We start from the raw sequence: 24,839 nt of genomic DNA on the forward strand, positions 1-24,839 counted from the left end.
CATGCCCAGCCGGGCTCGTGGCCTGCTAGGTGCGCTGGCCGGCGCCGCCATCGGCGCCGTGGCCGCGCGCGTCGCCTACACCGCCTTCACCCGTAACCGGCCCGCCGACCTGACCGGCCGCTGGACCAGGAAGAACCACCGCGGCGAGCCCATCACGCTGCTCGAAGGCCCCGCGTTCGTGGCCGGTGCCGGCGCCGCCGCCGCGCTCACGCCCGGCCTCACCCCGCGCCAGCGCGCCGCCGCGCTGCTCGCGGGCACCGGCAGCGGCGTGCTCGGCGCGTACGACGACCTCTACGGCACCACCGCGTCCAAGGGCTTCAAGGGTCACCTGAGCGCGCTGGCCCGCGGTGAGGTCACCAGTGGCGCGGTCAAGATCCTCGGCATCGGCGCGACCGGGCTGGGCGCCGCCGCGCTCGTCTCCCGCGGCCCGGTCGACACGCTGGTCAACGGCGCGGCCATCGCCGGCTCCGCCAACCTCGCCAACCTCTTCGACCTGCGTCCCGGCCGCGCCATCAAGGTCGGCCTGCTGACCGGCGGCCCGCTGCTGGCCGCCGCGCTCTTCCGCGACCAGCCCGCCGCCGGTGCGCTGGCCGCCGTGCCGCTGGGCGCCGCCGCCGCGCTGCTGCCCGACGACCTCGGCGAGCGCGCCATGCTCGGCGACGCCGGCGCCAACGCCCTCGGCGCGCTGCTCGGCCTCGCCGCCGTCACCAAGCTCGGCAAGCCCGGCCGGTACGTCCTGCTCGGCACCGTCGTCGCCCTGACGGCCGCCGCGGAGAAGGTCAGCTTCACCAAGGTCATCGCCGGCAACCCGGTGCTCAACCGCATCGACATGCTCGGCCGCCGCCCCGTCGACCCCGCCTGAGGTCCCTTCCCTGAAGACGCGATTGTCGGTCCGGCCTGCCAGGATGTCTGCGTACGTTGGTTCGGTTGCGCGTTCGGGGGAGGCCGGGTGGGTCTGGTGACGGCGAGGGGCGTCGCGGGCGGCGCGATGCTCATCGGGGCGATCACCGTGCTGGCGCGCGTCACCGGATTCGCCAAGCAGTACGCCTTCGCCCAGACCGTCGGCACCAACTGCCTGGCCACCGCCTACATGACGGCCAACCAGATCCCCAACATCGTCTTCGAGGTGGTCGTCGGCGGCGCGCTCGCGGGCATGGTGGTGCCCGTGCTCGCCGGGGTGCCGCGCGAGCGGGCCGGCCGCATCGGGTCGGCGCTGCTGACCTGGGTGCTGGTCGTGCTCGTCCCGGTCGCGGTGCTCATCGCGCTGCTCGCGGGCCCGGTCGTCGGGCTGTTCCTCGGCGGTGATGTTGACGGCTGCACCGGCCAGCTCGCCGCGCTCGGCGAGGTCGCCACCCGCATGCTGGTCGTCTTCGCACCCCAGATCCCGCTGTACGGCGTGGCCGTGGTGCTCTACGGCGTGCTCCAGGCGAGCGACCGCTTCGCCGGGCCCGCCGTCGCGCCGCTGGTGTCGAGCATCGTCGTCATCGTCGCGTACCTGCTGTTCGTGCCGCTCGGCGGCGGGCACCGCGACCTCGAAGGGCTGCCGATGGCGGGCGAGCTGGTGCTGTCGGTCGGCACCAGCCTCGGCGTGCTGTCGCTGGTGCTGACCGTCATCGGGCCCGTCGGGCGGCTGGGGCTGCGGTGGCGGCCGACGTTACGGTTCCCCGCCGGGGTGGCCGGGCAGGTGCGCAGGCTCGCGCTGGCCGGCATCGCGGGGCTGCTGGCCCAGCAGGCGGCCATGGCCGTGGCGCTGCTGCTGGCCAACAAGGTCGTCGGCGGCGGGGCCATCGCGGCCTACAACTACGCGTGGGCGATCTACCTGGTGCCGTACGCGGTGCTCGCCGTGCCCATCGCCACCAGCGCGTTCCCCCGGCTGTCCGCGCAGGCCGGCGAGCCGGAGGCGTTCGCGGCGCTGGCCGCCCGCACCACCAGGGCCGTCGTGCTGGTCTCCGGGCTGGCGGCCGGCGTGCTCGCGGCGGCGTCGGGGCCCGGCGCGGTCGTGTTCCTCGCCGACAAGAGCGACGTGCCCGCGGGCGAGCTGGCCGCCGCCATCGCGCTGTTCGCGCCCGGCCTCATCGGCTACGGGCTCATCGCCCACCTCAGCCGCGTCCTGTACGCCGCCGGTCAGGGCCGCGCGGTCGCCACCGGCACCGTCGCCGGGTGGCTCGTGGTCATGGTGGCCCAGACCGTGCTCGTGCTCGTGCTGCCCGCCGGGTGGGGCATCGCGGCGATGGCGCTCGGCATGAGCATCGGCATGAGCGTGGGCGGCGGGCTGCTGCTGGCGTTCGTGGTACGCACCAGGGGCGGTGCGGCGGCGGCCGGACTGCCCCGCGCGCTGGGGGCGGCGGTGGCCGGGGGAGTGGCCGGGTTCTTGGCCGGGGCCGCGGTCGTCGGCCTGCTGGGGGCCGTCTCCCTCTGGGCGAACGCTGGGGCCGCCGTGCTCGGGGCGGTGGTGGCGCTGGTGTCCGGGGTGGCGGTCGTGGCCGTCGTCGACCGGCCTGACGCCGCCTCGGTGGCCGGGATGCTGCGGCGCGGCGGGTCCGGCGCGGGCGTGTGAGTTTCGAGGCTCGGGCCTGGCGCGTGAGTGAGGAGTCCGGGCCGGGCGTGTGAGCGACGGCTTCGGGCCTGGGGTGTGAGCGAGGGGTCTGGGCCGGGCGTGTGAGTGAGAGGGAGGAGCTTGTCGTGCGGGTGGCTTTCGTGCTGGGCACCACGTCCGGTGGCACCGGGCGGCACGTCCTGATGCTGGTGGAGGGGCTCGTACGGCGCGGGCACCAGGTGCTGGTGATCGGGCCGCGCAGCGTCGAGGAGCAGTTCTCGTTCGGGGCCGCGGGCGCTCGCTTCGCCGAGGTGGCGGTCTCCGACCGGCCGCATCCGCTGAACGACTCGCGTGCCGTGCTCGCCGTCCGGCGGCTGACCAGGGGCGCCGATGTCGTCCACGCCCATGGCCTGCGCGCCGGGGCCCTGGCCGGGCTGCCCGGTGGGCCCGGACGGCTCATCGTGACGTTGCACAACGCGCTGACCGCCGGAGGGTTCGTGGGGCTGGTCTACGGCGTGCTGGAGCGGATCGTCGCGCGGCGCGCCGGGGTGGTGCTGGTGGTCTCGCCCGATCTCGGCGAGCGCATGACCCGGCTGGGCGCCCGTGACGTACGGCCGGCTCTGGTGGCCGCGTCCCCACCCGCTCCGGCCAAGCGGACCGTTCAGGAGATCAAAGACGAATTGGGCGCGGGCGATCGCCCCATCCTGCTCACCGTCGCCCGGCTGGCCCAGCAGAAAGGGCTGGAGACACTGCTCGACGTGGCGGCGGGGCCGTGGGAGGGCGAGCCGCTGTTCGTGGTGGCGGGCGAGGGGCCGCTGCGGGGGAACTGCAGCGCCGGATCGACGCCGAGAGCCTGCCCGTACGGCTGCTGGGCAACCGCGACGACGTGCCCGACCTGATGCGCGCCGCCACGGCACTGGTGATGCCGAGCCGTTGGGAAGGGCAGCCGCTCACGCTCAGGGAGGCGCTCATGACCGGCACGCCGGCCATCGCCTCCAAGGTCGGCGGCATCCCCGAGATCCTGGGGGACGCGGGGATCCTGGTGCCGTACGGAGACGTGGCCGGTTTCCGCGCCGCCGTGCGGCGGCTGCTCGCCTCGCTGGAGGAGGCGCGGACGCTGGCGGAGGCGGCGCGGCGGCGCGGGGATGAGATGCCGGGTGCGGACGACGTGGTGGAGAGCGTGCTCGCGGTCTACGAGCCCTGAGGGGCGGACCGCTCGCCGAATTCGCTCGCGCTGCGAGCCTGGGCCCGCGCTGCGAGCCTGGGCCCGCGCTGCGAGCCTGGGCCCGCGCCCCTGCGGCTCGACACCGCGTCGAAGGAGACGGCCAGTCCGGCTGCGAGGAGTACCTCGTGCTCTCCGCTCCTCCTTCGTGCCGTCGCTCCACTCCGTGTCGTAGGGAGCGGTCTGTGGGGCTCACCCGCGTTAGAGAGGCGGCGGCTGGCGCCGTGGAGCCCGCTTGCGTCGCGGCGCTGGTCTCTGCGGTGAGGCTGAGTGCCCCTGTTGGGCTGTCGGCGTCGGAACCGCGCGCTGTGAGCGTGCCGCGTTGCGCGGCTGGGCCCGCTTGGGCTGCGGCTGTGTGTGCTGTGGGTCCGGCCCGTCTCGTGCGGGTCGGCCCGCGCTGTGGGATCGCTTGTGTTGCGTGGGTCGGTCCCCGCGCCGTGGAGTCAGCTTGTGCCTCGGGCTGGGCTCGTGCCCTGGGCCTGCAGGCTGTGTCCGCGTCCGCAACCTGCGTCTGCGTCCGCGGGCTGCGCTCGCGCCCCTGGACGTGACCACCGGCTTCACCCGTGTGCCAACGGTGCCCGTCGCGGCGTGGTGAGAGTCACATGGTCGGAAAATGTGGCCCTCCGTGAAGGGGGCGTCACTCTGGGGGCAGTGGCGGTGCCGTTCGGTGGGAGGTTTGGTGGAGGTGGGGTTCGAGAGGTGCGCTGGTGAGCGGGCGGGGTGGGAGTGGGGGCGGAGGAGGATTAGGTGCGGTCGAGGCGTTCTCGTATACTGCGTGGGTTAGGGAGGGGAGTATCCCTTCGCGACAGCCTCGTCATCACGGTGCAGCCCCACTCCACGGGGCCCCCGGGGCTGCCGGTCCGCAGGCGAACGCGGGCGGGAGAGACCTCCGGCAATGAAGCGTGCATGCCGGAGGGTCTTTGTGACTGAACCTTTGTGGGCCTGGATCGCCGTGATCGGTGGTCTGCTGCTGGTCCTCGCCGTTGACCTGTGGATCGTCGACCGTGGTGAAGCCCGCGAGTTCTCCATGCGCCAAGCCGGCTACTGGGTCACCTTCTATGTGATCCTCGCCGTGTTGTTCGGCGTGTTGCTGTGGTTCACCTCCGGCCCCGATCGCGCGGGTGAGTTCTTCGCCGGTTACATCACCGAGTACAGCCTGAGCGTCGACAACCTGTTCATCTTCTTCATCATCATGAGCCGGTTCGCGGTGCCGAAGGTGTATCAGCACAAGGTGCTGCTCGTCGGCATCCTGCTCGCGCTCGTGATGCGCGGCGTGTTCATCGCGCTCGGTGCCGCCGCGCTCGAGCGGTTCAGCTGGCTGTTCTACGTGTTCGGCGCGTTCCTCATCTACACGGCGGTCAACATCGTCCGCCAGCATCTCAAGGGCGAGGAAGAGGAGTTCAACGAGAACATCCTGCTGCGCTGGGTGCGCCGGGCCTTCCCCACCACCGAGGGCTACGTCGGCTCCAAGATCACCGCCAAAATCGACGGCAAGCGCATGGTCACCCCCATGCTCATCGTCATGGTCGCCATCGGCACCACCGACCTGCTCTTCGCGCTCGACTCGATTCCGGCGATCTTCGGTCTCACGAAGGACCCCTTCATCGTCTTCACCGCCAACGCGTTCGCCCTGATGGGGCTGCGTCAGCTCTACTTCCTCCTGGGCGGTCTGCTGCAGCGGCTCGTCTACATCAGCTACGGTTTGGCGTTCATCCTGGGGTTCATCGGGGTTAAGCTCGTATTGGAGGCGTTGCACTCCAGCGATGTCTCCTGGGCGCCCGAAATTCCCATCTGGGTGTCGCTCTCGGTCATCGGCACCACCATGGTCATTACCACCGTGGCCAGCCTGATCAAAGCCCGTATCGACGCACGAAAGGGCAAGGAGTCGCACCCGGAGCAGGTCTAGCGCGTGGGGCTTCGAGGCGCTTTGCTTGTGTAGTTATGCCGTGTAATAGTTGCTAGTTCTGTAGCATCACGGCAAAGCGCCCAATCCAGTCACCACCAAAGGTTGTACGTGTCAGACGATTCTGCTAAGCCGGGCCGTATGAGGCTCGCGCGCGGGGTCTCCCCGTGGCTCCTCCCGACGGCCGCCACGGCGGCCGCCACCGCTCTGCTGACGCTCCGAGACCGGCGATGGGCGCTCGCGGCGGTGCCGCTGAGCGCGCTCACCGGAGGCATGCTCTGGTTCTTCCGCGACCCGGACCGTACGATCGGCGAGGGTCGCATTCTGTCGCCCGCCGACGGCGTGGTGCAGAGCATCGATCCGTGGCCCGACGGCCGCACCAGGGTCGCCATTTTCATGAACCCGCTGAACGTGCACGTCAATCGTGCCCCTCTTGCGGGAAAAGTCACCTCCGTGCAGCATGTGGCAGGTGGGTTCCTGCCGGCGTTCAACAAGGACAGCGACCAGAACGAGCGCGTGGTGTGGCATTTCGAGACCGCGCTGGGCGACATCGAGATGGTGCAGATCGCGGGCGCCGTTGCGCGCAGGATCGTGCCGTACCTGAGTGCCGGTGCGACGGTCGAGCAGGGCGAGCGGATCGGGCTGATCAGGTTGGGGTCCCGGGTCGACATCTACCTTCCCGAAGGGATTTCTCCCGCGGTGTCCGTGGGCGACAAGACGGTTGCGGGGGTGACCAGAATTGACCACGGCTGACGCCGGTAGCTGGCGAGCTGAAGAGGAAGAACCTCGCGGACCCGTCGGCAAGGCGTTCCGTCTGTCCGCTGCCGACTCCTTGTCGCTGGGCAACGCCGTCTGCGGATTCCTCGCGGTCTGCGTGCTGGCCTACTCCGCCATCCAGCAGCTCCAGGTAGACGGCGGCCGGTTCACGCCCGCGCCGAGCTACTTCGCCACCGCCATCGTGCTGCTGCTCATCGGCGCCACCTGCGACCTGTTCGACGGGCTCGTGGCGCGCCGCTTCCGCGCCTCCGCCATGGGGGCCGAGCTCGACAACCTGGCCGACGTCATCAGCTTCGGCTTCGCGCCCGCCTTCATGGTCGTCATCTGGGGCATCGGCGTGCCGGAGTCGGTGCCGTTCACGGCCGTGCTGGCCGCGGCGGCGGCCGTGCTGGTCGCCGGCGTCGTACGCCTGGCCAGGTTCGCCTGCGTCAAGACCAAGAGCGGCGACTTCATGGGGCTGCCCATCCCGATGGGCGCCATGACCGTGATCTCCATCGTGCTGCTGTTCCAGCCGAGCATCTGGTCGCTGCTGGCCGTGCTCGGGGTGGCCTGGCTGATGGTCAGCCGCATCGAGTACCCCAAGCCGAAGGGGCAGCTCGCCGCGGTGGTCCTCGGCTGGATCATGGTGAACGTCGCGTTCCTGACGTTCTGGGTGGCCTGGCCCGAGGGCGGCGACATGCCGATCAAGATCGGGGCCACCATGCAGATCGCGCTCGTCGCGGCGATCCCGCTGCGGGTGCTGTTCTACAAGCGCGAGCAGCGCAAGGAAGCCGCTCGTCTCGGCCGTTCCGGCCTGCAATGAGCGGCTGACGGGATTTTTCGTCTTATTTCGGCTTTGATGGAGCCATGTCGGCTGCGCCGCGCGAGCACACGCGTACGTACTATCTCGGCAAGCTGGCCACGGAGCTGGAACAACGCGGGCTGACGGCCGTGCTGCGGCCGGACCCGCCCGCGTTGCGCGTCAGCCACCCCGACGCGGCGCTGATGGCCGAGACCGTGGACTGCGCGGCCCTGCCGGACGGCTGGTTCTTCCGATGGTCGTGGGGCGAGCTCGTCGGGCTCGCCGACGATCCCGCCCTGGCGGCCGAGCGCATCGCGCACGTGCTGGCCGCCCGCCGCTGATCCCCTAGGAGCCGGGCGCTACCAGCCCCTCGCCTTCCACTCCGGCAGCGCGGGACGCTCGGCGCCGAGCGTGGTGTCCTTGCCGTGGCCCGGGTAGACCCAGGTCTCGTCGGGCAGGCGGTCGAAGATGCGCTCGACCACGTCGGTGAAGAGCTGGTTGAAGCGCTCGGGGTCCTTCTGGGTGTTGCCCACGCCGCCCGGGAACAGCGAGTCGCCGGTGAACAGGTGGTAGCCGTCGGGGCCGCCGTCGTACAGCAGGGCGATCGAGCCGGGCGTGTGGCCGCGCAGATGGATGACCTCCAGCGCGACCTCGCCGAACGTGATGCTGTCGCCGTGCTCGACCGTGCGGTCCGCGGGGACGGGAAGCGCGGGCGCGTCGAGCGGGTGGGCGATCACCTGCGCGCCGGTCACCTTCGTCACCTGCTCGAGCGCCTGCCAGTGGTCGCCGTGCTGGTGGGTGGTGACGATCGCGGCGACGGGCTTGTCGGCCATGAGGGCGAGCAGCCGGTCGGGCTCGGCGGCCGCGTCGATGAGCACCGCCTCGCCGGTCGCGTTGCAGCGCAGCAGGTAGGCGTTGTTGTCGAACGGGCCTACGGCGAGCTTGGAGATCGTGAGCGCGGACAGCTCGCGGACGTCGGCGGGGCCGCCGACCTGGACGTCACCGGTGTAGGTCATGGGTAGTCCTTAGGGGGCGTCGTGGGCAGATCAGCGGGGGCCGGCATCGTGAGCCACGGCGGCGGATCAGGAAGACCCGCGCCTGCGTGGCCGGAAGTGAACAACCGCCCCATGGGCACCAGACTAACCCCCTCGCCACGGGACCTCCCGGTGAGCCAGGCCAGCATGTCGCGCGGCGTGCCGCGGACCGTGGGGCCGTCGCCGAGCACGTGCACGACCTCTGTCTCGCCCGGTTCCACGAGCTCGATGCGGCCCACGGTGCGGTGGTTCCCGGGCCAGGAGGCCAGGCAGTCGTGCAGCTCACGGCGTACGAAGGAGGCCTGCGAGTCGGCGGGGGTGTAACCGGCGTTCAGATCCACGTGGTGGAAGCCGACCTCGCGCAGCCGGCGTACCAGCAGGTACCAGGCGGGGTGCGGCGGCGGGCGCATGCCCTCCACCAGCGCCGACCAGGCGTGCTGCGGCATGTCGCGGACGGCGGCGGCCAGGCGCGCGGCGCCGTCCTCGATCTCGGCCAGGTGGCGGGCCACCGAATGGGCCGCGGCGGCCTCGATGGCGGCGGACCTGGCGGCGAGCGAGGCGTATTGAGGGGTGCGTACGCCGGTGCGCGCCCACGTCAGCAGGTTGAGGTGGGAATCGGCGTTCTGGGCGATGTGGGCGAGCACATGGCCTCTGGTCCAGCCGGGCAGCAGGGAGGGAGCGGCGAGGCAGGCGTCGGAGAGCGACGCGACCGTGGCCAGCAGCCGGTTCGTGGCCGTGGTCAGCTCGGCCTGCACCGCGGGCAGGATGGTCATGTACGGATATTTCACCATGGGGTGACCTAGCGTGCGGGGGCATAAAACCCCAGGTCAGCCGGTTGCATGTTCGAGGGGTCCTCCCCTGCCGGGAGATGGTCGTAACCTGTGAGGGACGGATTTTCGGGGGCCGCCGGTCGGACCGCCGAAATTGTCGGAGCCGCCCTCTACCATCCCCGTGGACCTATCCGCTTTTCGACATCCGGGATCGCCGTGGCTGACCGCCTGATCGTGCGTGGTGCACGAGAACACAACCTCAAAGACGTCTCGCTCGACCTGCCGCGAGACTCACTGATCGTCTTCACCGGCCTGTCCGGCTCGGGCAAGTCGAGCCTGGCCTTCGACACGATCTTCGCTGAGGGCCAGCGGCGCTACGTCGAGTCGCTGTCGGCTTACGCCCGCCAGTTCCTCGGCCAGATGGACAAGCCCGACGTCGACTTCATCGAGGGCCTGTCGCCCGCGGTCTCCATCGACCAGAAGGCCACCAGTAAGAACCCCCGTTCCACCGTCGGCACCATCACCGAGGTCTACGACTACCTGCGACTGCTGTGGGCCCGCATCGGCAAGCCGCACTGCCCGGTGTGCAGGCGCCCGATCGCCAGGCAGTCGCCGCAGCAGATCGTCGACCGCGTGATGGAGTTCGAGGAGGGCACCAGGTTCCAGGTGCTCGCCCCGGTCATCAGGGGCCGTAAGGGCGAATACGCTGAGCTGTTCCGCGAGCTGCAGACCAAGGGCTTCGCCAGGGCGCGGGTCGACGGCACCGTCGTGCGGCTGGAGGAGCCGCCGACGCTGAAGAAGTACGAAAAGCACGACATCGAGGTCATCGTCGACCGCCTGTCGGTGAAGGAGTCGTCGCGACGGCGGCTCACCGACTCCGTGGAGACGGCGCTGCAGCTGTCCGGCGGCACGATCACGCTCGAGTTCGTCGACCTGCCGGAAGACGACCCCAACCGCGAGCGCTTCTTCTCCGAGCACCTCTACTGCCCCTACGACGACCTGTCGTTCGAGGAGATGGAGCCGCGCTCGTTCTCCTTCAACTCACCGTTCGGCGCCTGCCCCGAGTGCACGGGTCTCGGCACCAAGATGGAGGTCGACCCCGAGCTGGTGGTGCCCGACCCCGAGCGCACCCTGCGCGAAGGCGCCATCCACCCGTGGTCGGGCGGCCACACCAGCGAATACTTCACCAGGCTGATGGAGGCGCTCGGCCACGCGATGGGCTTCGGCCTCGACACGCCGTGGGAGCGCCTGCCCAAGAAGGCGCAGAAGTCGCTGCTGTACGGCCACGACGAGCAGATCCACGTGCGCTACAGCAACCGCTTCGGCCGGCAGCGCGCCTACTACACCACCTACGACGGCGTCATCCCGTGGGTGCAGCGCAGGCACGCCGAGGCCGAGAGCGACACCGCGCGCGAGCGGTTCGAGGGCTACATGCGCGAGATCCCGTGTCCCGCCTGCAAGGGGGCCAGGCTCAAGCCGGTCAGTCTCGCGGTGACGGTGGCCGGGAAGTCGATCGCCGAGGTGTCGTCGATGTCGATCGGCGAGTGCGCGAAGTTCCTCGCCGGGCTCAAGCTCTCCGACCGTGACATGCAGATCGCCGAGCGGGTGGTCAAGGAGATCAACGCCCGCATGGGCTTCCTGCTCGACGTCGGCCTCGACTACCTCACGATGGACCGCGCCGCCGCCACCCTCGCCGGTGGCGAGGCGCAGCGCATCAGGCTCGCCACGCAGATCGGCTCCGGCCTGGTCGGCGTGCTGTACGTGCTCGATGAGCCGTCCATCGGCCTGCACCAGCGCGACAACATGCGGCTGCTCGACACCCTGATCAGGCTGCGCGACATGGGCAACACGCTGATCGTGGTCGAGCACGACGAGGACACCATCGCCGCCGCCGACTGGGTGGTCGACATCGGTCCCGGCGCGGGCGAGCACGGTGGCCAGGTCGTCGTCTCCGGCACCGTACAGGACCTGCTGGCCAGCGAGGAGTCGCTGACCGGTGCGTACCTGTCGGGGCGCAAGAGCATCCCCATCCCCGCCAAGCGCCGCAAGCGCGACAAGAAGCGGCAGATCGTCGTCAAGGGGGCGCGCGAGCACAACCTCAAGGGCGTCGACATCGAGTTCCCGCTCGGCCTGTTCACGGCGGTCACCGGTGTGTCGGGGTCGGGCAAGTCGACGCTGGTCAACGACATCCTCTACAACGCGCTGGCCAAGGAGCTCAACGGCGCCCGCACGGTGCCCGGCCGCCACTCCCGCATCAACGGCATGGACCAGGTCGACAAGGTCGTCCACGTCGACCAGTCGCCGATCGGGCGCACGCCGCGCTCCAACCCGGCCACGTACACCGGGGTCTTCGACCACATCCGCAAGCTGTTCGCGGCCACGACCGAGGCGAAGGTGCGCGGCTACCAGCCGGGGCGCTTCAGCTTCAACGTCAAGGGCGGGCGCTGCGAGGCGTGCTCGGGCGACGGCACCATCAAGATCGAGATGAACTTCCTGCCCGACGTCTACGTCCCCTGCGAGGTCTGCCACGGCGCCCGCTACAACCGGGAGACGCTGGAGGTCCACTACAAGGGCAAGACGATCGCCGAAGTGCTCGACATGCCGATCGAGGAGGCGCTGGATTTCTTCGACGCCATCCCGGCCATCAAGCGGCACCTGCAGACGCTCAACGACGTGGGGCTCGGCTACGTACGCCTCGGGCAGCCGGCCACCACGCTGTCCGGCGGCGAGGCGCAGCGCGTCAAGCTCGCCTCCGAGTTGCAGCGGCGGCAGACCGGGCGGACGATCTACGTCCTCGACGAGCCCACCACCGGCCTGCACTTCGAGGACATCCGGCGGCTGCTGGGCGTCCTCGGCCGGCTGGTCGACGGCGGCAACACGGTGATCGTCATCGAGCACAACCTCGACGTCATCAAGACCGCCGACTGGATCATCGACATGGGGCCCGAGGGCGGCTCGCGCGGCGGCACGCTGGTCGCCGCCGGCACGCCGGAGGAGGTCGCGCTGGTGGACGAGAGCCACACGGGGCGCTTCCTGCGCAAGATCCTCTCGCTCTGACCCTGGTGGTGAGGCCGATCCGCCCCCCGGACTCGGGGGTGGGTCGGCCTCGCTGCGTCTGGGCCGGGCCGGGTGGGCGTTGTGCCAGGTGCCGGGCTGCTCGGGCGTGGCGCTTGGCAGGCCGGTGGGTGTGGTGCCCGGGCCGGTGGGGGCGGTAGCGGAGGGTGCCTCGCCGTCAGGCGGTGCGGCGGGCCAGGGCGCGGGCGCGGCGCTTGGCGGCGTCGCCGCGTTCCAGCCACCACTCGGCCAGCAGCAGCGGCAGCGTCCAGCCCAGCCAGGTGCTCAAGGCCGCGATCGACTGCGCCATCACCTGCTCGTCGCCCTGGAAGAAGGTGTCGATGTACGGGCTCAGCACGATCACGGACACCGCGCCCCAGAGGCGGTTGGTGACAATGGACATCGTCAGGGCGAAGCTGCGCACCATCCACCGGCGGTGATCGACGAAGCGGCGCTGCCTGGCCATCCGCCACCCGGCGAACGCGCAGCCCAGCCAGAGCAGCGCGAGCATCACGTTGCTGACGGACGTGACCGGTCCCCACGGCGTCGCGATGCCCACGGTCAGGCCGAGCAGGCCGCTCGGCAGGCAGCCGGCGAAGACGTACACGCGGCCGATCCTGCGGTGCGCAACGGGGTGGCGTGCGCGAAACCACGGCCAGATCTGCAGGCAGCACGTGATCATCGCGATCGAGCCGAACACCACGTGCAGGGAGAGCACCGCATAGTGCGGCGGGAGGAAGTCCGGCGCGGGCACGCGCGACTGCGCCGGGTCGAACGAGACGTACGGCGGCAGCGAGAACGCCAGGAACGCCGCCGCCACCACGGCCGGCGGCGCCACCCACGGCCGCCGCCACCAGCGTCGCGGCCGTACCGTCACGCCGGACCGCGGCTGTACCGTCACGCCGGACCCGGCCGCGCCGGAGGAAACCGCTCCCGAATCGCCGGGGTCGGGCTGCTCGGCGGTGGTCACGCCGGGGGCGGGCTGTCCGGCGGTGGTCACGCCGGAGGGCACTGCACCCGAGGCGGCCGGGGCGGGGGCGGTGAGGGCGGAGGTGCCGAGGTCGCCGGGGGTGTTCCCGGGGGTGGTCCGGCCCGAGGTGCCAGGGCCGGGGGCGGCGGAGTTCTGAGCGCCAGGGGGTGGCCCGTTGGAGTCGGCGGAGGTCGTGGGGTGTGGGTCGGTTCGGGAAGGGCCGGGTGGAGTGGTCGTGGGGTGTGGGTCGGTTCGGGAAGAGTTGGGCGGAAGGGGCATGAGGGCAGCGTGGGCGGGGTCGCTGACCGTCCGCCTACCACCCGCTGACCGGACCGAGGGGTACCGTCAATAAGCTGTTTTCACGACGATGGCCGCAATCGGGGGCGTCACCAGCAGCCGGCGACGTACGGATAACGCGCGGCCGACGCGCGAGATGGAACATCAGGCCTGCGGGGCGAGAACACCGAGGACAGATCGGGGCGGAGCCATGTCCGGAAACGGATTGGGACGGCGGGAGATGCTGGGCGCGGCGGGGGTCGCGGCGTGCGGCCTGGCGCTGGCCGCGTGCGGTTCGGGGGGCGCGCAGGCCCAGCCGAGCCTCAAGGGCAAGGTGCTGGCCAAGACGGCCGAGGTGCCGGTGGGCGGCGGCAAGCTCATCGAGGACCTGAAGGTCGTGGTGACGCAGCCGGAGCCAGGCGTCTTCAAGGCGTTCAGCTCGCTGTGCACGCACAAGGGCTGCCAGGTCGGCACTCCCAAGGACAACGTCATCAGGTGCGCCTGCCACGGCAGCGAGTTCACCGCCGACACCGGCAAGGCGACGAAGGGGCCGGCCACCGCGCCGCTGGCCTCGTTCCAGGTGAAGGTGGAAGGCGACGGCATCGTCGTCGTCTGAGCCCTCCCGTCTGAATTCTCCCTAGGCGGCCGTCTGAGTCCTCCCATGGTGGTCGCCTCAGTCCCCCCAGGGCGGGCGTTGCAGCGCGCCTCAGGGGCGGGCCGGGTACGTGAACCGTCATCTCGTCGACCGGCGGGTGGGAGCGGCCGTTTCGTCACGAGCGGTCGTCCTGTCGAGAGCGGCCGTTTCGCGAGAGTCACAAGCGGCGGTTCTCTGAGAACGGCCTTCCGCGAACCGGTAATTGTGCGTGGTCGCCCGGATTGGGCTCCGGCAGGCTGAACCCCTGCCAGGGCCCGGGCCGTACCTGCAAGTGAAAGCCGATCTGGGAGGACGCACGATGACGGAAACGACGCGGCGGACGGTTGTCTTCGGTGCCGGAACGGCCGGGCTCGCGGCCGTGCTGACGGCCTGCGCGAGCTACGGCGTACCGGAGACCGAGGCGGACGTGGAGGCTCCCGCTGAGGAGGCGACGTCGTCCCAGCCCGAGGAGGGCGGCGAGGCCAAGCCGAAGGCGGAGGCCAAGGCCGATGCGGCCCTGGCGGACGTCAGCGACATCCCCGAGGGCGGCGGCAAGGTCTTCAAGGACCAGAAGGTCGTCGTGACGCAGCCGGCGGCGGGCGAGTTCAAGGCGTTCAGCGCGGTCTGCACCCACGCGGGCTGCACGGTCGCCTCCGTCTCGAACCAGACGATCAACTGCCCCTGTCACGGCAGCAAGTTCAGCATCGCCGACGGTTCGGTGACCGACGGCCCCGCGGGCGGTCCGCTGGAGGAGAAGCAGATCCAAGTGGACGGTCAGAAGATCAGACTCGCCTGAGAAAGCTTTCATGATTTTCTCACCTGAGTGCGCTTGGGTGAGGCGCATGGCAGATGAGCTTCACACCCGCAGAGCGGTGTTCGCCGGCGTCGGCGCAGGCGGCCTGGCGCTGGCGATCAGCGCGTGCAGCGGCGACTCCGGTACCGACACGGCGCAGACGGCGCCTTCCACCGCCGGGTCCGGCGCCCCCGAGGCGAGCGCGACGCAGTCCAGCGCGTCCGGTGGCGGCGCGCTGGCCAAGAAGGCCGACATCCCGGTGGGCGGCGGCACCGTCTTCAAGGACCAGAAGGTCGTCGTGACGCAGCCCACGGAGGGCGAGTTCAAGGCGTTCAGCGCGATCTGCACGCACAAGGGCTGCCCGGTCTCCAGCGTCGAGGACGGCGCGATCGTGTGCCCGTGCCACAACAGCAGGTTCGCGATCGCGGACGGCTCCGTGACCGGCGGGCCCGCGCAGCAGCCGCTGGCCGCCCAGGAGATCAAGGTCGAGGGCGACGACATCCTGCTGGCGTAGCCGCCCATAGCCGCCGTAGCCGGGTGGGGTGCCCGCCGTACGTGCGCGAAGAGTACGGCGGGCGACTCTGTCGGTGCGGGCCACTAGGCTGACAGGCGTGGCGAGATCAGCGGCTAACACCTTGAGTTTCCGGCCGAGGCCGGGGTCGATCCCGGAGTCCCCGGGTGTCTACAGGTTCAGGGACGCGCACGGCCGGGTGATCTACGTCGGCAAGGCCAAGAGCCTGCGCCAGCGGCTCAACTCGTACTTCGCCGACTTCTCCACGCTGCATCCCCGCACGCAGTCGATGCTGACCACGGCCGCCGACGTCGACTGGACGGTCGTCGGCACCGAGGTGGAGGCGCTGCAGCTCGAATACTCCTGGATCAAGGAGTTCGACCCCCGCTTCAACGTCAAATACCGCGACGACAAGTCCTACCCCTACCTCGCGGTGACGATGAGCGAGGACTTCCCGCGCGTCCAGGTCATGCGCGGGGCCAAGCGCAAGGGCACCCGCTACTTCGGCCCCTACTCCCACGCCTGGGCCATCCGCGAGACCGTCGACCTGCTGCTGCGGGTCTTCCCGGTGCGCACGTGCAGCGCCGGGGTGTTCAAGCGGGCCGGGCAGATCGGGCGGCCGTGCCTGCTCGGCTACATCGACAAGTGCTCGGCGCCGTGCGTCGGCCGGGTCACCCCGGAGGAGCACCGCGAGCTGGCCGAGGACTTCTGCGACTTCATGGCGGGCAACACCAGCCGCTTCATCAAGCGTCTCGAAAAGGAGATGCGCGAGGCCGCCGCCGAGCAGGAGTACGAACGCGCCGCCCGGCTGCGCGACGACATCCAGGCGCTGCAGCGGGCGCTGGAGAAGCAGGCGGTCGTGCTCGGCGAGAGCACCGACGCCGACGTCATCGCCCTGGCCGAAGACCCGCTCGAAGCCGCCGTCCAGGTGTTCTACGTACGCGGGGGGCGCATCCGCGGCCAGCGCGGCTGGGTGGTCGACAAGGTCGAGGAGACCTCGCCCGGCGAGCTGGTCGAGCAGTTCCTGCTGCAGATGTACGCCGAGGCGAACGCCGAGTCCATGCCCCGCGAGGTGCTGGTGCCCGCGCTGCCGCCCGACGTCGAGGCGGTGGCCGAGCTGCTGACCGAGCAGCGCGGCGCCCGCGTCGAGGTGCGGGTGCCGCAGCGCGGCGACAAGAAGTCGCTGCTGGAGACCGTCGAGCGCAACGCCAAGGAGTCGCTGGCCCAGCACAAGATCCGCCGCGCCAGCGACCTGAGCGCGCGCAGCAAGGCGCTGCAGGAGATCGCCGACGCGCTCGCCCTCGACCAGGCGCCGCTGCGCATCGAGTGCTACGACGTCTCCCACCTGCAGGGAGAGAACGTCGTGGCGTCCATGGTGGTCTTCGAGGACGGCCTGGCCCGCAAGAGCGAATACCGGCGCTTCTCGGTCAAGACCAAGGAGGGCGACGTCGCCTCGATCTACGAGGTGATCATGCGCAGGTTCCGCCGCTACCTGGAGGAGCGCTCGGCCACCGGCGAGCTGGCGGCCGACGACGACGCGGCCGCGGGCGGCGGGCCCATCGACCCCGACACCGGCAAGCCGCGCAAGTTCGCCTACCCGCCCAACCTCGTCGTGGTCGACGGCGCGGGCCCGCAGGCGGCCGCCGCGCAGCGGGCGCTCGACGAGCTCGGCATCGACGACGTGGCCGTGTGCGGGCTGGCCAAGCGCCTCGAGGAAGTGTGGCTGCCAGGCGACGACCAGCCGGTGATCATGCCTCGTTCAAGTGAAGGTCTCTACCTTCTGCAGCGGGTGCGAGACGAAGCGCACAGGTTCGCCATCACCTACCATCGTTCCAAGAGGTCCAAGACGGTGAAGGAGAGCGCGCTCGACGGCGTGCCCGGCCTCGGGCAGGCGCGAAGGCAGGCGCTGCTCAAACACTTCGGCTCCGTGAAAAAGCTACGCGAGGCCACTGCCGCTGAAATCTGCGAGGTTCCCGGCATCGGCCCGTCCATCGCCGAGGTCATCGTGTCGACGCTGAAGGGAGAGTCACCTTGATCTCGCCAGGATGCCAGGGTGCCCATGCCGCACACTCCTACCGGCCCGCGCTGAGAGGCGGGCCCGCTGCAGAGGTGGGGCGATGAGCACCGAGCCGGCGTTCGTCATCGTCACCGGCATGTCCGGTGCGGGGCGCAGCACCGCCGCCAAGGCGCTGGAGGACCTGGGCTGGTTCGTCATCGACAACCTGCCGCCGGGTCTGCTGTTCGCCATGGCGGAGGAGGCGGGCAAGGTCAAGCTGGCCGCCGACAAGGTGGCCGCCGTCGTCGACGTGCGCAGCCTGGCCTTCACCACCGATCTCAACGCCGCGATCGAGGAGCTCGAAGGGCGCGGCGTACGCGTGCGGGTGGTCTTCCTCGAGGCCAGCGACGAGGAGCTGGTGCGCAGGTTCGAAAACGTCCGCAGGCCGCACCCGCTGCAGGGCGAGGGGCGGCTGGTCGACGGCATCACCCGCGAGCGCGGCATCCTGCGTGAGGTGCGCGCCAACGCCGACCTGGTGATCGACACCTCCACCCACAACGTCCACGACCTGCGCGCCAAGATCGTCGACTTCTTCGGCGGCGAGGACCGCCCCGGCCTGCGGCTCAACGTCGTGTCGTTCGGCTTCAAGTACGGCCTGCCGGTCGACGCCGACCTCGTGGTCGACTGCCGGTTCCTGCCCAACCCGCACTGGGTGCCCGAGCTGCGGCCGCTCAACGGCCTCGACACGGCGGTCAGCGACTACGTGCTCGGCCAGCCGGGCGCCAAGGAGTTCCTCGACGCCTACGAGGAGGTCCTGCAGGTCGTCGCGGCCGGATACGCGCGCGAGGGCAAGAGCTACGCGACGCTCGCGGTGGGCTGCACCGGCGGCAAGCACCGCAGCGTGGCGATGGCCGAGCAGATCGCCGCCCGGCTGCGCGACCGCGGCATGGAAGTCCAGGTGAGCCACCGGGATGTGGGGCGGGAGTGACCGATGACAGTGCCGAAGGGGTCGTGCCGCCACCGATGAACGGCCTGCCCTGCGACAGGCCGGACGTGCTCGGCGTCGGGCGGCCCGGGATCGGGCCCGCCGTCGTGGCGCTGGGCGGCGGCCACGGGCTCTATGCGTCCCTGTCGGCATTACGGATGGTGACCGACCGGTTGACCGCCGTGGTGACGGTGGCCGACGACGGCGGCTCCAGCGGGCGGCTGCGCCGCGAGCTGGGCGTGCTGCCGCCCGGCGACCTGCGCATGGCGCTGGCCGCGCTGTGCGGCGACGACGAGTGGGGCAGCACCTGGAGCGAGGTCGTCCAGCACCGCTTCCGCAGCGAGGGTGAGCTGCACGGCCACGCGGTCGGCAACCTGCTGATCGTGGCGCTGTGGGAGCTGCTCGGCGACTCGGTGGCCGGGCTCGACTGGGTCGGGCGGCTGCTCGGCGCGCACGGGCGCGTGCTGCCGATGGCGTCGGTGCCGCTCGACATCGTGGCCGAGGTGGAGCTCGACGGCGTCATCTCGACCGTACGCGGGCAGGTGGCCTGCGCCTCGACCCCCGGCCGCGTACAGGCGATCTCGCTCGTGCCAGAGGACCCGCCGGCCCGTCCTGAGGCGGTCGCGGCCGTGCGCGACGCCGACTGGGTGGTGTTCGGGCCCGGGTCGTGGTTCACCAGCGTGCTGCCGCACCTCAAGGTGCCCGCGCTGGCCAGGGCCCTGCACGCCACCCGGGCCAAGCGGCTGGTCACGCTCAATCTCGCCCCGCAGCCGGGCGAGACCGACGACTTCTCCCCCAGCAACATCTGGAGGTGCTTCGCCAACACGCTCCCGACCTGCGGATCGACGTGGTGCTCGCCGACACCGGGGTGGTCGACGATCCCGACGCCCTGGAGAAGGCGGCGGGCGCGCTCGGCGCCCGGCTCGTCATGGACGACGTGGCCGCCGCCGACGGCTCGCCACGGCATGACCCACGACGTCTTGCCTCCGTCCTGGACGAGATTTTCCTCCAGAAGCGTTGATCCTGGTCGGCGTGGCGCGAAGGTGCGAGAGACTCGAAGGAGCCGGTCTGAATGGGGGAGAGGACTAACGCATGGCGATGACAGGTGTGGTGAAGGACGAGCTGAGCCGCCTGCCGGTGCTGAAGCCGTGCTGCCGCAAGGCGGAGGTATCGACGCTGCTGCGGTTCGCCAGCGGCCTGCACCTGGTGGGCGGGCGGATCGTGATCGAGGCCGAGCTCGACACCAACGCCACCGCGCGGCGGCTCATCAAGGACATCGGCGAGGTGTTCGGGCACAAGGCCGAGGTGCTCGTGCTCGCTCCCGCCGGGCTGCGCAAGGGCTCGCGCTACGTCGTACGCGTCTACCGCGACGGTGAGGCGCTGGCCCGTCAGACGGGTCTCATCGACAACCACGGCCGCCCCGTGCGCGGGCTGCCCCGCCAGGTCGTGGCGGGCGCCGCCTGCGACGCCGAGGCCGCATGGCGCGGCGCGTTCCTCGCGCACGGCTCGCTCACCGAGCCGGGCCGGTCGATGTCGCTCGAGGTCACCTGCCCGGGGCCGGAGGCGGCGCTGGCGCTGGTGGGCTCGGCGCGGCGGCTGAAGATCCACGCCAAGGCGCGCGAGGTGCGCGGCGTCGACCGTGTGGTCGTCCGCGACGGCGACGCCATCAGCGCGCTGCTCACCCGGCTCGGCGCGCACGACAGCGTGCTGGCCTGGGAGGAACGCCGGATGCGCCGCGAGGTGCGGGCCACCGCCAACCGCCTGGCCAACTTCGACGACGCCAACCTGCGGCGCTCGGCGCGGGCCGCCGTCGCGGCCGGCGCCCGGGTGCAGCGGGCGCTGGAGATCCTCGGCGACGACGCCCCCGAGCACCTGGTGATCGCCGGGCGGCTGCGGGTCGAGCACAAGCAGGCGTCGCTGGAGGAGCTCGGCCAGATCGCCGACCCGCCGCTGACCAAGGACGCCATCGCCGGGCGCATCAGGCGGCTGCTGGCGATGGCCGACAAGCGGGCGTCCGACCTGGGCATCCCCAACACTGAGGCCAATCTCACCGTGGACATGCTGGCTCCGTGAGGCGGTGCCGGCGCGGCCGGTCGTTGCGGGGACGGGGTCCCGCCCGTCCCCCTGCCGCGGCGGTTCAGGGCGGGTTCCGCCCGCGCGGCGGAGATGCACGGACGGGCGGCTGCTCGGGCGGGCGTCCGTAGGGTGCCGGAAGCCTGTGCGGGCGGGGGTGCTGAAGGGGCGTTCGGGCGGCGGTGCTGGAGACCCGTGCGGGCGGGTGGATGCCTGCGTGGCCGGCGGAGCTGGAGGTGCGTGCGGCGGGTGGCGTTGGGAGGGTGCGGCTGCTTGCGCGGCCGGGTGTGTCGAGGTGGTCCGCCGCTCAGTCGCGGGCCGGCTTGCGGGGGTGAACAGGTCGGTCGTGGGCTTGGGCGTGGGCGGCTGGGCGGGCTCGAAGGGCGCGCGGTACTCCGGCTTGTCCGAGTCCCCGGGCTGCCCCGGCTCGCCGGGCGACTCGGCGGCCTCGGCGCGCTGCGCCCGGCGTACGCGCAGGACCCGCAGCGTGAGCAGGGCGAACGCGGCCAGCGCGGCGACCGCGATGTACAGCCAGGCCGTCGTCTCGGTCAGCGGCTCGCGGTAGACGCGCAGCGCGTGCGGCAGGCCCTCGTTGAAGGTGGGCAGGTCGACATCGGAGAACCCGGCGGGCGCGCGGTCCCCGGGCGCGCGCAGGCCCGCGCCGATCAGCACGGAGGAGCCGGTGATCTGGCCGGCCGCGACGGCGGCGCCGCCGTACAGGAAGGCGAAGGGCAGGAGCAGGAGGCTGCGCGGCCGCCTGGCGCCCATGGCCAGCGCGACGATGACGGCGATGAGCAGCGCCAGCGCCAGCGAGACGGGCACTCCGCCCCCGAAGCCCGTCACCGCCTCCGGCAGGCTCTCCTGGTACAGCACGGCCACCCCCAGGCCCGCCGCGCAGATCAGTGCGGCGAGCAGGCCGAAGAAGAGCCCGGGTAGCAGGCCGGACCGCTTATGTGACATCTCAGCCCCCAGAGAATGCACGAATTTACTCCGACGAGTCGGGCACTTTACTCGAACCTCGCAAAACGTGTCGCAGGAACGCCGATTCACACGCCGGTACCTGCAGTGGTCTAAACCAATTTGGGTCCGATAAGGTTCGTGATTGAGGTTTCCAGCCCGCATCTGTTCGAGGAGATCGGTTCCCGTGAGCATCCGCGTAGGCGTCAACGGCTTCGGCCGCATCGGTCGCAACTTCTGGCGCGCTGTCGCCGCCAGCGGCAAGGACATCGAGATCGTCGCGGTCAACGACCTGACCGACACTGCGACGCTCGCGCACCTGCTGAAGTACGACAGCATCCTCGGCCGCCTGCCCTACGAGGTGAAGGCCACCGCCGACGAGATCACGGTCGACGGCAAGTCGATCAAGGTTTTCGCGGAGCGCGACCCGGCCAAGCTGCCGTGGGGCGACCTCGGTGTGGACGTCGTGGTGGAGTCGACCGGCCTGTTCACCGACGCCACCAAGGCCAAGGTGCACGCCGACAACGGCGCGAAGAAGGTCATCATCTCCGCCCCGGCGAAGAACGAGGACGTCACCGTCGTGCTGGGCGTCAACGACAGCGCGTACGACCCGGCCAAGCACACGATCATCTCCAACGCCTCCTGCACCACCAACTGCCTGGCCCCGATGGCCAAGGTCATCCACGACGCCTTCACCATCGAGAAGGGTCTGATGACCACCATCCACGCCTACACGCAGGACCAGAACCTGCAGGACGGCCCGCACAAGGACCTGCGCCGCGCCCGCGCCGCCGCGCTCAACGTGGTGCCCACGTCCACCGGCGCCGCCAAGGCCATCGGCCTGGTCCTGCCCGAGTTGAAGGGCAAGCTCGACGGCTTCGCCATGCGCGTGCCGATCCCGACCGGCTCGGCCACCGACCTCACCGTCGACGTCAGCCGCGAGGTCACCGTCGAGGAGGTCAACGCCGCGGTCAAGGCCGCCGCCGAGGGCCCGCTCAAGGGCATCCTCAGCTACACCGAGGACCCCATCGTCTCCAGCGACATCGTCACCGACCCGGCCTCCTGCATCTTCGACGCCCAGCTCACCAAGGTGATCGGCAACCAGGTCAAGGTCGTCGGCTGGTACGACAACGAGTGGGGCTACTCCAACCGCCTGGCCGACCTGGTCGAGCTGGTGGGCCGCGGGCTCTGATGCCCGGGCGGACGCGTACACACCGGGGCGCGCCGTCCGCGTGCCCCGCAGGAACGGGAGCATGACATGCGCACGCTCGACGATCTCGACGTGAAGGGGCGGCGCGTGCTTGTGCGCGCCGACCTCAACGTCCCCCTCGACGGGGAGACGATCACCGACGACGGCCGCATCCGCGCGTCGGTCCCGACGATCAAGACCCTGCTGGAGCGGGGCGCCAAGGTCGTCGTCTGCGCCCACCTGGGCAGGCCCAAGGGCAAGGTGGAGCCGAAGTACTCGCTGCGCCCCGTGGCGGCCCGCCTGGGCGAGCTGCTGGGCCAGGACGTCGCCTTCGCCACCGACGTGGTCGGCGACAGCGCCGTGAGCACGGTGGAGTCCCTCCAGGACGGCCAGGTGGCCCTGCTGGAGAACCTCCGCTACGAGCCGGGCGAGGAGTCCAAGGACGACGCCGAGCGCGGCGCGTTCGCGGCCAGGCTCGCGGCACTCGCCGAGCTGTACGTCGGCGACGGCTTCGGCGCCGTCCACCGTAAGCACGCCAGCGTCTACGACGTGCCCAAGCTGCTGCCGCACGCGGCGGGCGGGCTGGTCGAGGCCGAGGTCGGCGTGCTGCGCCGGCTCACCGAGGACACCGAGCGGCCCTACGTGGTCGTGCTCGGCGGCGCCAAGGTCTCCGACAAGCTCGGCGTCATCGCCAACCTGCTGACCAAGGTCGACAGGCTGCTCATCGGCGGCGGCATGGCGTACACGTTCCTCAAGGCCCAGGGCCACGAGGTCGGCAACTCGCTGCTGCAGGAGGACCAGCTCGACCAGGTGCGCGGCTTCCTGGAGGAGGCCGGGCGGCGTGGCGTCGAGCTGGTGCTGCCCGTCGACGTGCTCGCGGCGGTCACCTACGCGCCCGACGCCGAGCACCAGGTGGTCGAGGCCACCGCGATCCCGGCCGACCGCGAGGGGCTCGACATCGGTCCCAAGACCCGCGAGCTGTTCGCGAGCAAGATCGCCGACGCCAAGACCGTGTTCTGGAACGGCCCGATGGGCGTGTTCGAGTTCGACGCGTTCTCCGGCGGCACCAAGGCGGTGGCCGAGGCGCTCATCGCCTCCGAGGCGTTCACCGTGGTGGGCGGCGGCGACTCGGCGGCGGCCGTACGCAGGCTGGGCCTGCCCGAGGACGGCTTCTCGCACATCTCCACGGGTGGCGGCGCCAGCCTCGAATACCTCGAAGGCAAGACCCTTCCCGGACTCGCGGCCCTGGAGGACTGAGAGTTGCAGCGCAAGCCGCTCATCGCCGGCAACTGGAAGATGAACCTCAACCATCTCGAGGCCATCGCGCTGGTCCAGAAGCTGGCCTTCGCGCTCAACGACAAGGACTTCGACAAGGTCGAGGTCGCCGTCCTGCCTCCGTACACCGACCTGCGCAGCGTCCAGACCCTGGTCGACGGCGACAAGCTCAGGATCGTGTACGGCGCCCAGGACCTGTCCAGGCACGACGGCGGCGCCTACACCGGTGAGGTGTCGGGCGCCATGCTCGCCAAGCTCGGCTGCACGTACGTGGTGGTCGGGCATTCCGAGCGCCGCCAGTACCACGGCGAGGACGACGACATCGTCAACGCCAAGGTGCAGGCGGCCTACCGCCACTCGCTGACGCCCATCCTCTGCGTGGGCGAGGGCCTTGAAGTGCGTCAAGAGGGCCGCCACATCGCGCACAGTCTCGGCCAACTCGACGGCGCGCTGCGCAAAATCGATGCCGAACAGGCAAAATCGATAGTGGTGGCCTACGAGCCGGTGTGGGCGATCGGCACCGGCGAGGTGGCCACCCCCGAGGACGCGCAGGAGGTCTGCGGGGCGTTGCGGGCTAGACTCGCTGAGCTCTACGACGCCGAAGTGGCCTCGGGGATCCGTATCCTTTACGGTGGCTCGGTCAAGTCAGGGAACATCGCAGGGATCATGGCTCAGCCGGACGTCGACGGCGCGCTCGTCGGCGGTGCCAGCATCGACGCCGGAGAGTTCGTGAAGATCTGCCGTTTCTCTGATATACCCGGCTAACTCGGCCGTTCTGGGGGTGCGACTTGACATCAGGTCGTACCCTCAAGAGGCAAGTTTGAATCGTCACGCGTAACAGAGCATCGAAGGAACAGGCATACCGTGGAAATCGGAATCTCCATCGCCCTCATCCTGGCGAGCCTTCTCATGATCCTGCTCGTCCTGCTCCACAAGGGCAAGGGTGGTGGTCTGTCTGACATGTTCGGCGGCGGCTTCTCGTCGAACTTCGGTGGTTCCTCGGTGGTGGAGCGCAACCTCGACCGGCTGACCGTCATCACGGGCGTGGTCTGGTTCGTCTGCATCATCGCTCTGGGCCTGCTCCTGCGGTCCTGAGTTGTCGT

23 protein-coding genes and 1 pseudogene are annotated in these 24,839 nt (G+C 70.7%); 21 read left to right on the forward strand and 3 right to left on the reverse strand.

Features of this window, described 5'->3' with window-relative positions; genetic code table 11:
• Position 1: 1 nt before the first annotated feature.
• The 8 genes from WBK31_RS08400 to WBK31_RS08435 all read left to right on the forward strand — a co-directional run bounded on the left by WBK31_RS08400 (position 2) and on the right by WBK31_RS08435 (position 7,560).
• Positions 2 to 862 carry a hypothetical protein gene (locus tag WBK31_RS08400; protein ID WP_364065870.1) on the forward strand — a complete coding sequence of 287 codons (861 nt, stop codon included), beginning with the start codon at positions 2 to 4 and terminating at the stop codon, positions 860 to 862.
• Between the two features lie 87 nt (positions 863 to 949).
• Positions 950 to 2,557 carry a murein biosynthesis integral membrane protein MurJ gene (murJ, locus tag WBK31_RS08405; RefSeq protein WP_406674575.1) on the forward strand — a complete coding sequence of 536 codons (1,608 nt, stop codon included), beginning with the start codon at positions 950 to 952 and terminating at the stop codon, positions 2,555 to 2,557.
• A 125-nt stretch (positions 2,558 to 2,682) separates the two neighbouring features.
• Positions 2,683 to 3,435, forward strand: a complete 753-nt coding sequence (locus tag WBK31_RS08410) for a glycosyltransferase family 4 protein (RefSeq protein ID WP_406674576.1) — start codon at positions 2,683 to 2,685, stop codon at positions 3,433 to 3,435.
• Positions 3,375 to 3,740 (forward strand): glycosyltransferase family 4 protein, encoded by a 366-nt coding sequence (locus WBK31_RS08415; protein ID WP_406675463.1) that lies wholly within the window; start codon positions 3,375 to 3,377, stop codon positions 3,738 to 3,740. The genes WBK31_RS08410 and WBK31_RS08415 overlap by 61 nt, the downstream gene beginning before the upstream one ends.
• A gap of 940 nt (positions 3,741 to 4,680) precedes the next feature.
• The gene (locus WBK31_RS08420; protein ID WP_406674577.1) at positions 4,681 to 5,664 is read left to right on the forward strand and encodes a TerC family protein; all 984 of its coding nucleotides are present in this window, start codon (positions 4,681 to 4,683) and stop codon (positions 5,662 to 5,664) included.
• A gap of 138 nt (positions 5,665 to 5,802) precedes the next feature.
• The gene (locus tag WBK31_RS08425) at positions 5,803 to 6,414 is read left to right on the forward strand and encodes a phosphatidylserine decarboxylase (RefSeq protein ID WP_364065861.1); all 612 of its coding nucleotides are present in this window, start codon (positions 5,803 to 5,805) and stop codon (positions 6,412 to 6,414) included.
• Positions 6,401 to 7,240, forward strand: coding sequence for a CDP-diacylglycerol--serine O-phosphatidyltransferase (gene pssA, locus WBK31_RS08430; RefSeq protein ID WP_364065858.1), 840 nt, complete (start codon positions 6,401 to 6,403; stop codon positions 7,238 to 7,240). The genes WBK31_RS08425 and pssA overlap by 14 nt, the downstream gene beginning before the upstream one ends.
• 44 nt (positions 7,241 to 7,284) lie before the next feature.
• A complete protein-coding gene (locus WBK31_RS08435) occupies positions 7,285 to 7,560 on the forward strand; it encodes a hypothetical protein (RefSeq protein WP_364065855.1) in 276 nt (91 codons plus the stop codon).
• A gap of 18 nt (positions 7,561 to 7,578) precedes the next feature.
• On the opposite strand, the gene WBK31_RS08440 is transcribed toward WBK31_RS08435, so the two are convergent.
• Entirely contained in the window at positions 7,579 to 8,235 is a 657-nt protein-coding gene (locus WBK31_RS08440) for an MBL fold metallo-hydrolase (protein ID WP_364065852.1), read from the reverse strand.
• Positions 8,232 to 9,044: a maleylpyruvate isomerase family mycothiol-dependent enzyme gene (locus WBK31_RS08445; protein WP_406674578.1), complete on the reverse strand. Its 813-nt coding sequence runs from the start codon at positions 9,042 to 9,044 to the stop codon at positions 8,232 to 8,234. The genes WBK31_RS08440 and WBK31_RS08445 overlap by 4 nt, the downstream gene beginning before the upstream one ends.
• Before the next feature lie 195 nt (positions 9,045 to 9,239).
• Between WBK31_RS08445 and uvrA the strand changes: the two genes are divergently transcribed.
• Positions 9,240 to 12,080 carry an excinuclease ABC subunit UvrA gene (gene uvrA / locus WBK31_RS08450; protein WP_364065846.1) on the forward strand — a complete coding sequence of 947 codons (2,841 nt, stop codon included), beginning with the start codon at positions 9,240 to 9,242 and terminating at the stop codon, positions 12,078 to 12,080.
• 175 nt (positions 12,081 to 12,255) lie between these two features.
• On the opposite strand, the gene WBK31_RS08455 is transcribed toward uvrA, so the two are convergent.
• Positions 12,256 to 13,077, reverse strand: a complete 822-nt coding sequence (locus tag WBK31_RS08455; protein ID WP_406674579.1) for a DUF2306 domain-containing protein — start codon at positions 13,075 to 13,077, stop codon at positions 12,256 to 12,258.
• A 457-nt stretch (positions 13,078 to 13,534) separates the two neighbouring features.
• Between WBK31_RS08455 and WBK31_RS08460 the strand changes: the two genes are divergently transcribed.
• The 12 genes and pseudogenes from WBK31_RS08460 (at position 13,535) to secG (ending at position 24,831) form a co-directional block, all read left to right on the forward strand.
• Positions 13,535 to 13,939 (forward strand): Rieske (2Fe-2S) protein, encoded by a 405-nt coding sequence (locus tag WBK31_RS08460; protein ID WP_364065840.1) that lies wholly within the window; start codon positions 13,535 to 13,537, stop codon positions 13,937 to 13,939.
• Between the two features lie 337 nt (positions 13,940 to 14,276).
• Complete coding sequence (locus tag WBK31_RS08465) at positions 14,277 to 14,753, forward strand: Rieske (2Fe-2S) protein (RefSeq protein WP_406674580.1); 477 nt, start codon at positions 14,277 to 14,279, stop codon at positions 14,751 to 14,753.
• A 46-nt stretch (positions 14,754 to 14,799) separates the two neighbouring features.
• Positions 14,800 to 15,264: a Rieske (2Fe-2S) protein gene (locus tag WBK31_RS08470; protein WP_364065834.1), complete on the forward strand. Its 465-nt coding sequence runs from the start codon at positions 14,800 to 14,802 to the stop codon at positions 15,262 to 15,264.
• Between the two features lie 121 nt (positions 15,265 to 15,385).
• Complete coding sequence (gene uvrC / locus WBK31_RS08475) at positions 15,386 to 17,296, forward strand: excinuclease ABC subunit UvrC (protein ID WP_406674581.1); 1,911 nt, start codon at positions 15,386 to 15,388, stop codon at positions 17,294 to 17,296.
• 82 nt (positions 17,297 to 17,378) lie between these two features.
• Positions 17,379 to 18,245, forward strand: coding sequence for an RNase adapter RapZ (gene rapZ / locus WBK31_RS08480; RefSeq protein ID WP_364065828.1), 867 nt, complete (start codon positions 17,379 to 17,381; stop codon positions 18,243 to 18,245).
• Positions 18,246 to 18,400: 155 nt separating this feature from the next.
• Positions 18,401 to 19,263, forward strand: a pseudogene (yvcK, locus tag WBK31_RS08485) (uridine diphosphate-N-acetylglucosamine-binding protein YvcK).
• Positions 19,264 to 19,334: 71 nt separating this feature from the next.
• Entirely contained in the window at positions 19,335 to 20,315 is a 981-nt protein-coding gene (gene whiA / locus WBK31_RS08490; protein ID WP_364065822.1) for a DNA-binding protein WhiA, read from the forward strand.
• A 331-nt stretch (positions 20,316 to 20,646) separates the two neighbouring features.
• Complete coding sequence (locus WBK31_RS08495; protein WP_406674582.1) at positions 20,647 to 20,880, forward strand: hypothetical protein; 234 nt, start codon at positions 20,647 to 20,649, stop codon at positions 20,878 to 20,880.
• Between the two features lie 579 nt (positions 20,881 to 21,459).
• A complete protein-coding gene (gap, locus tag WBK31_RS08500) occupies positions 21,460 to 22,464 on the forward strand; it encodes a type I glyceraldehyde-3-phosphate dehydrogenase (protein ID WP_364065817.1) in 1,005 nt (334 codons plus the stop codon).
• 66 nt (positions 22,465 to 22,530) lie between these two features.
• Entirely contained in the window at positions 22,531 to 23,718 is a 1,188-nt protein-coding gene (locus WBK31_RS08505) for a phosphoglycerate kinase (RefSeq protein ID WP_364065814.1), read from the forward strand.
• A 3-nt stretch (positions 23,719 to 23,721) separates the two neighbouring features.
• The gene (tpiA, locus tag WBK31_RS08510) at positions 23,722 to 24,501 is read left to right on the forward strand and encodes a triose-phosphate isomerase (RefSeq protein ID WP_364065811.1); all 780 of its coding nucleotides are present in this window, start codon (positions 23,722 to 23,724) and stop codon (positions 24,499 to 24,501) included.
• A gap of 99 nt (positions 24,502 to 24,600) precedes the next feature.
• A complete protein-coding gene (gene secG, locus WBK31_RS08515; RefSeq protein WP_364065808.1) occupies positions 24,601 to 24,831 on the forward strand; it encodes a preprotein translocase subunit SecG in 231 nt (76 codons plus the stop codon).
• Positions 24,832 to 24,839: the final 8 nt, after the last annotated feature.

This window comes from Nonomuraea sp. N2-4H (assembly GCF_045291505.1).
GTDB lineage: Bacteria > Actinomycetota > Actinomycetes > Streptosporangiales > Streptosporangiaceae > Nonomuraea > Nonomuraea fastidiosa.

Coding starts and splice junctions, on each gene's coding strand:
- WBK31_RS08460 (WP_364065840.1), top strand. CDS start 13,535: ATGTCCGGAAACGGATTGGGACGGCGGGAGATGCTGGGCGCGGCGGGG.
- WBK31_RS08445 (WP_406674578.1), bottom strand. CDS start 9,044: ATGGTGAAATATCCGTACATGACCATCCTGCCCGCGGTGCAGGCCGAG.
- whiA (WP_364065822.1), top strand. CDS start 19,335: ATGGCGATGACAGGTGTGGTGAAGGACGAGCTGAGCCGCCTGCCGGTG.
- WBK31_RS08465 (WP_406674580.1), top strand. CDS start 14,277: ATGACGGAAACGACGCGGCGGACGGTTGTCTTCGGTGCCGGAACGGCC.
- rapZ (WP_364065828.1), top strand. CDS start 17,379: ATGAGCACCGAGCCGGCGTTCGTCATCGTCACCGGCATGTCCGGTGCG.
- WBK31_RS08505 (WP_364065814.1), top strand. CDS start 22,531: ATGCGCACGCTCGACGATCTCGACGTGAAGGGGCGGCGCGTGCTTGTG.
- WBK31_RS08400 (WP_364065870.1), top strand. CDS start 2: ATGCCCAGCCGGGCTCGTGGCCTGCTAGGTGCGCTGGCCGGCGCCGCC.
- WBK31_RS08440 (WP_364065852.1), bottom strand. CDS start 8,235: ATGACCTACACCGGTGACGTCCAGGTCGGCGGCCCCGCCGACGTCCGC.
- WBK31_RS08425 (WP_364065861.1), top strand. CDS start 5,803: ATGAGGCTCGCGCGCGGGGTCTCCCCGTGGCTCCTCCCGACGGCCGCC.
- WBK31_RS08470 (WP_364065834.1), top strand. CDS start 14,800: ATGGCAGATGAGCTTCACACCCGCAGAGCGGTGTTCGCCGGCGTCGGC.
- WBK31_RS08435 (WP_364065855.1), top strand. CDS start 7,285: ATGTCGGCTGCGCCGCGCGAGCACACGCGTACGTACTATCTCGGCAAG.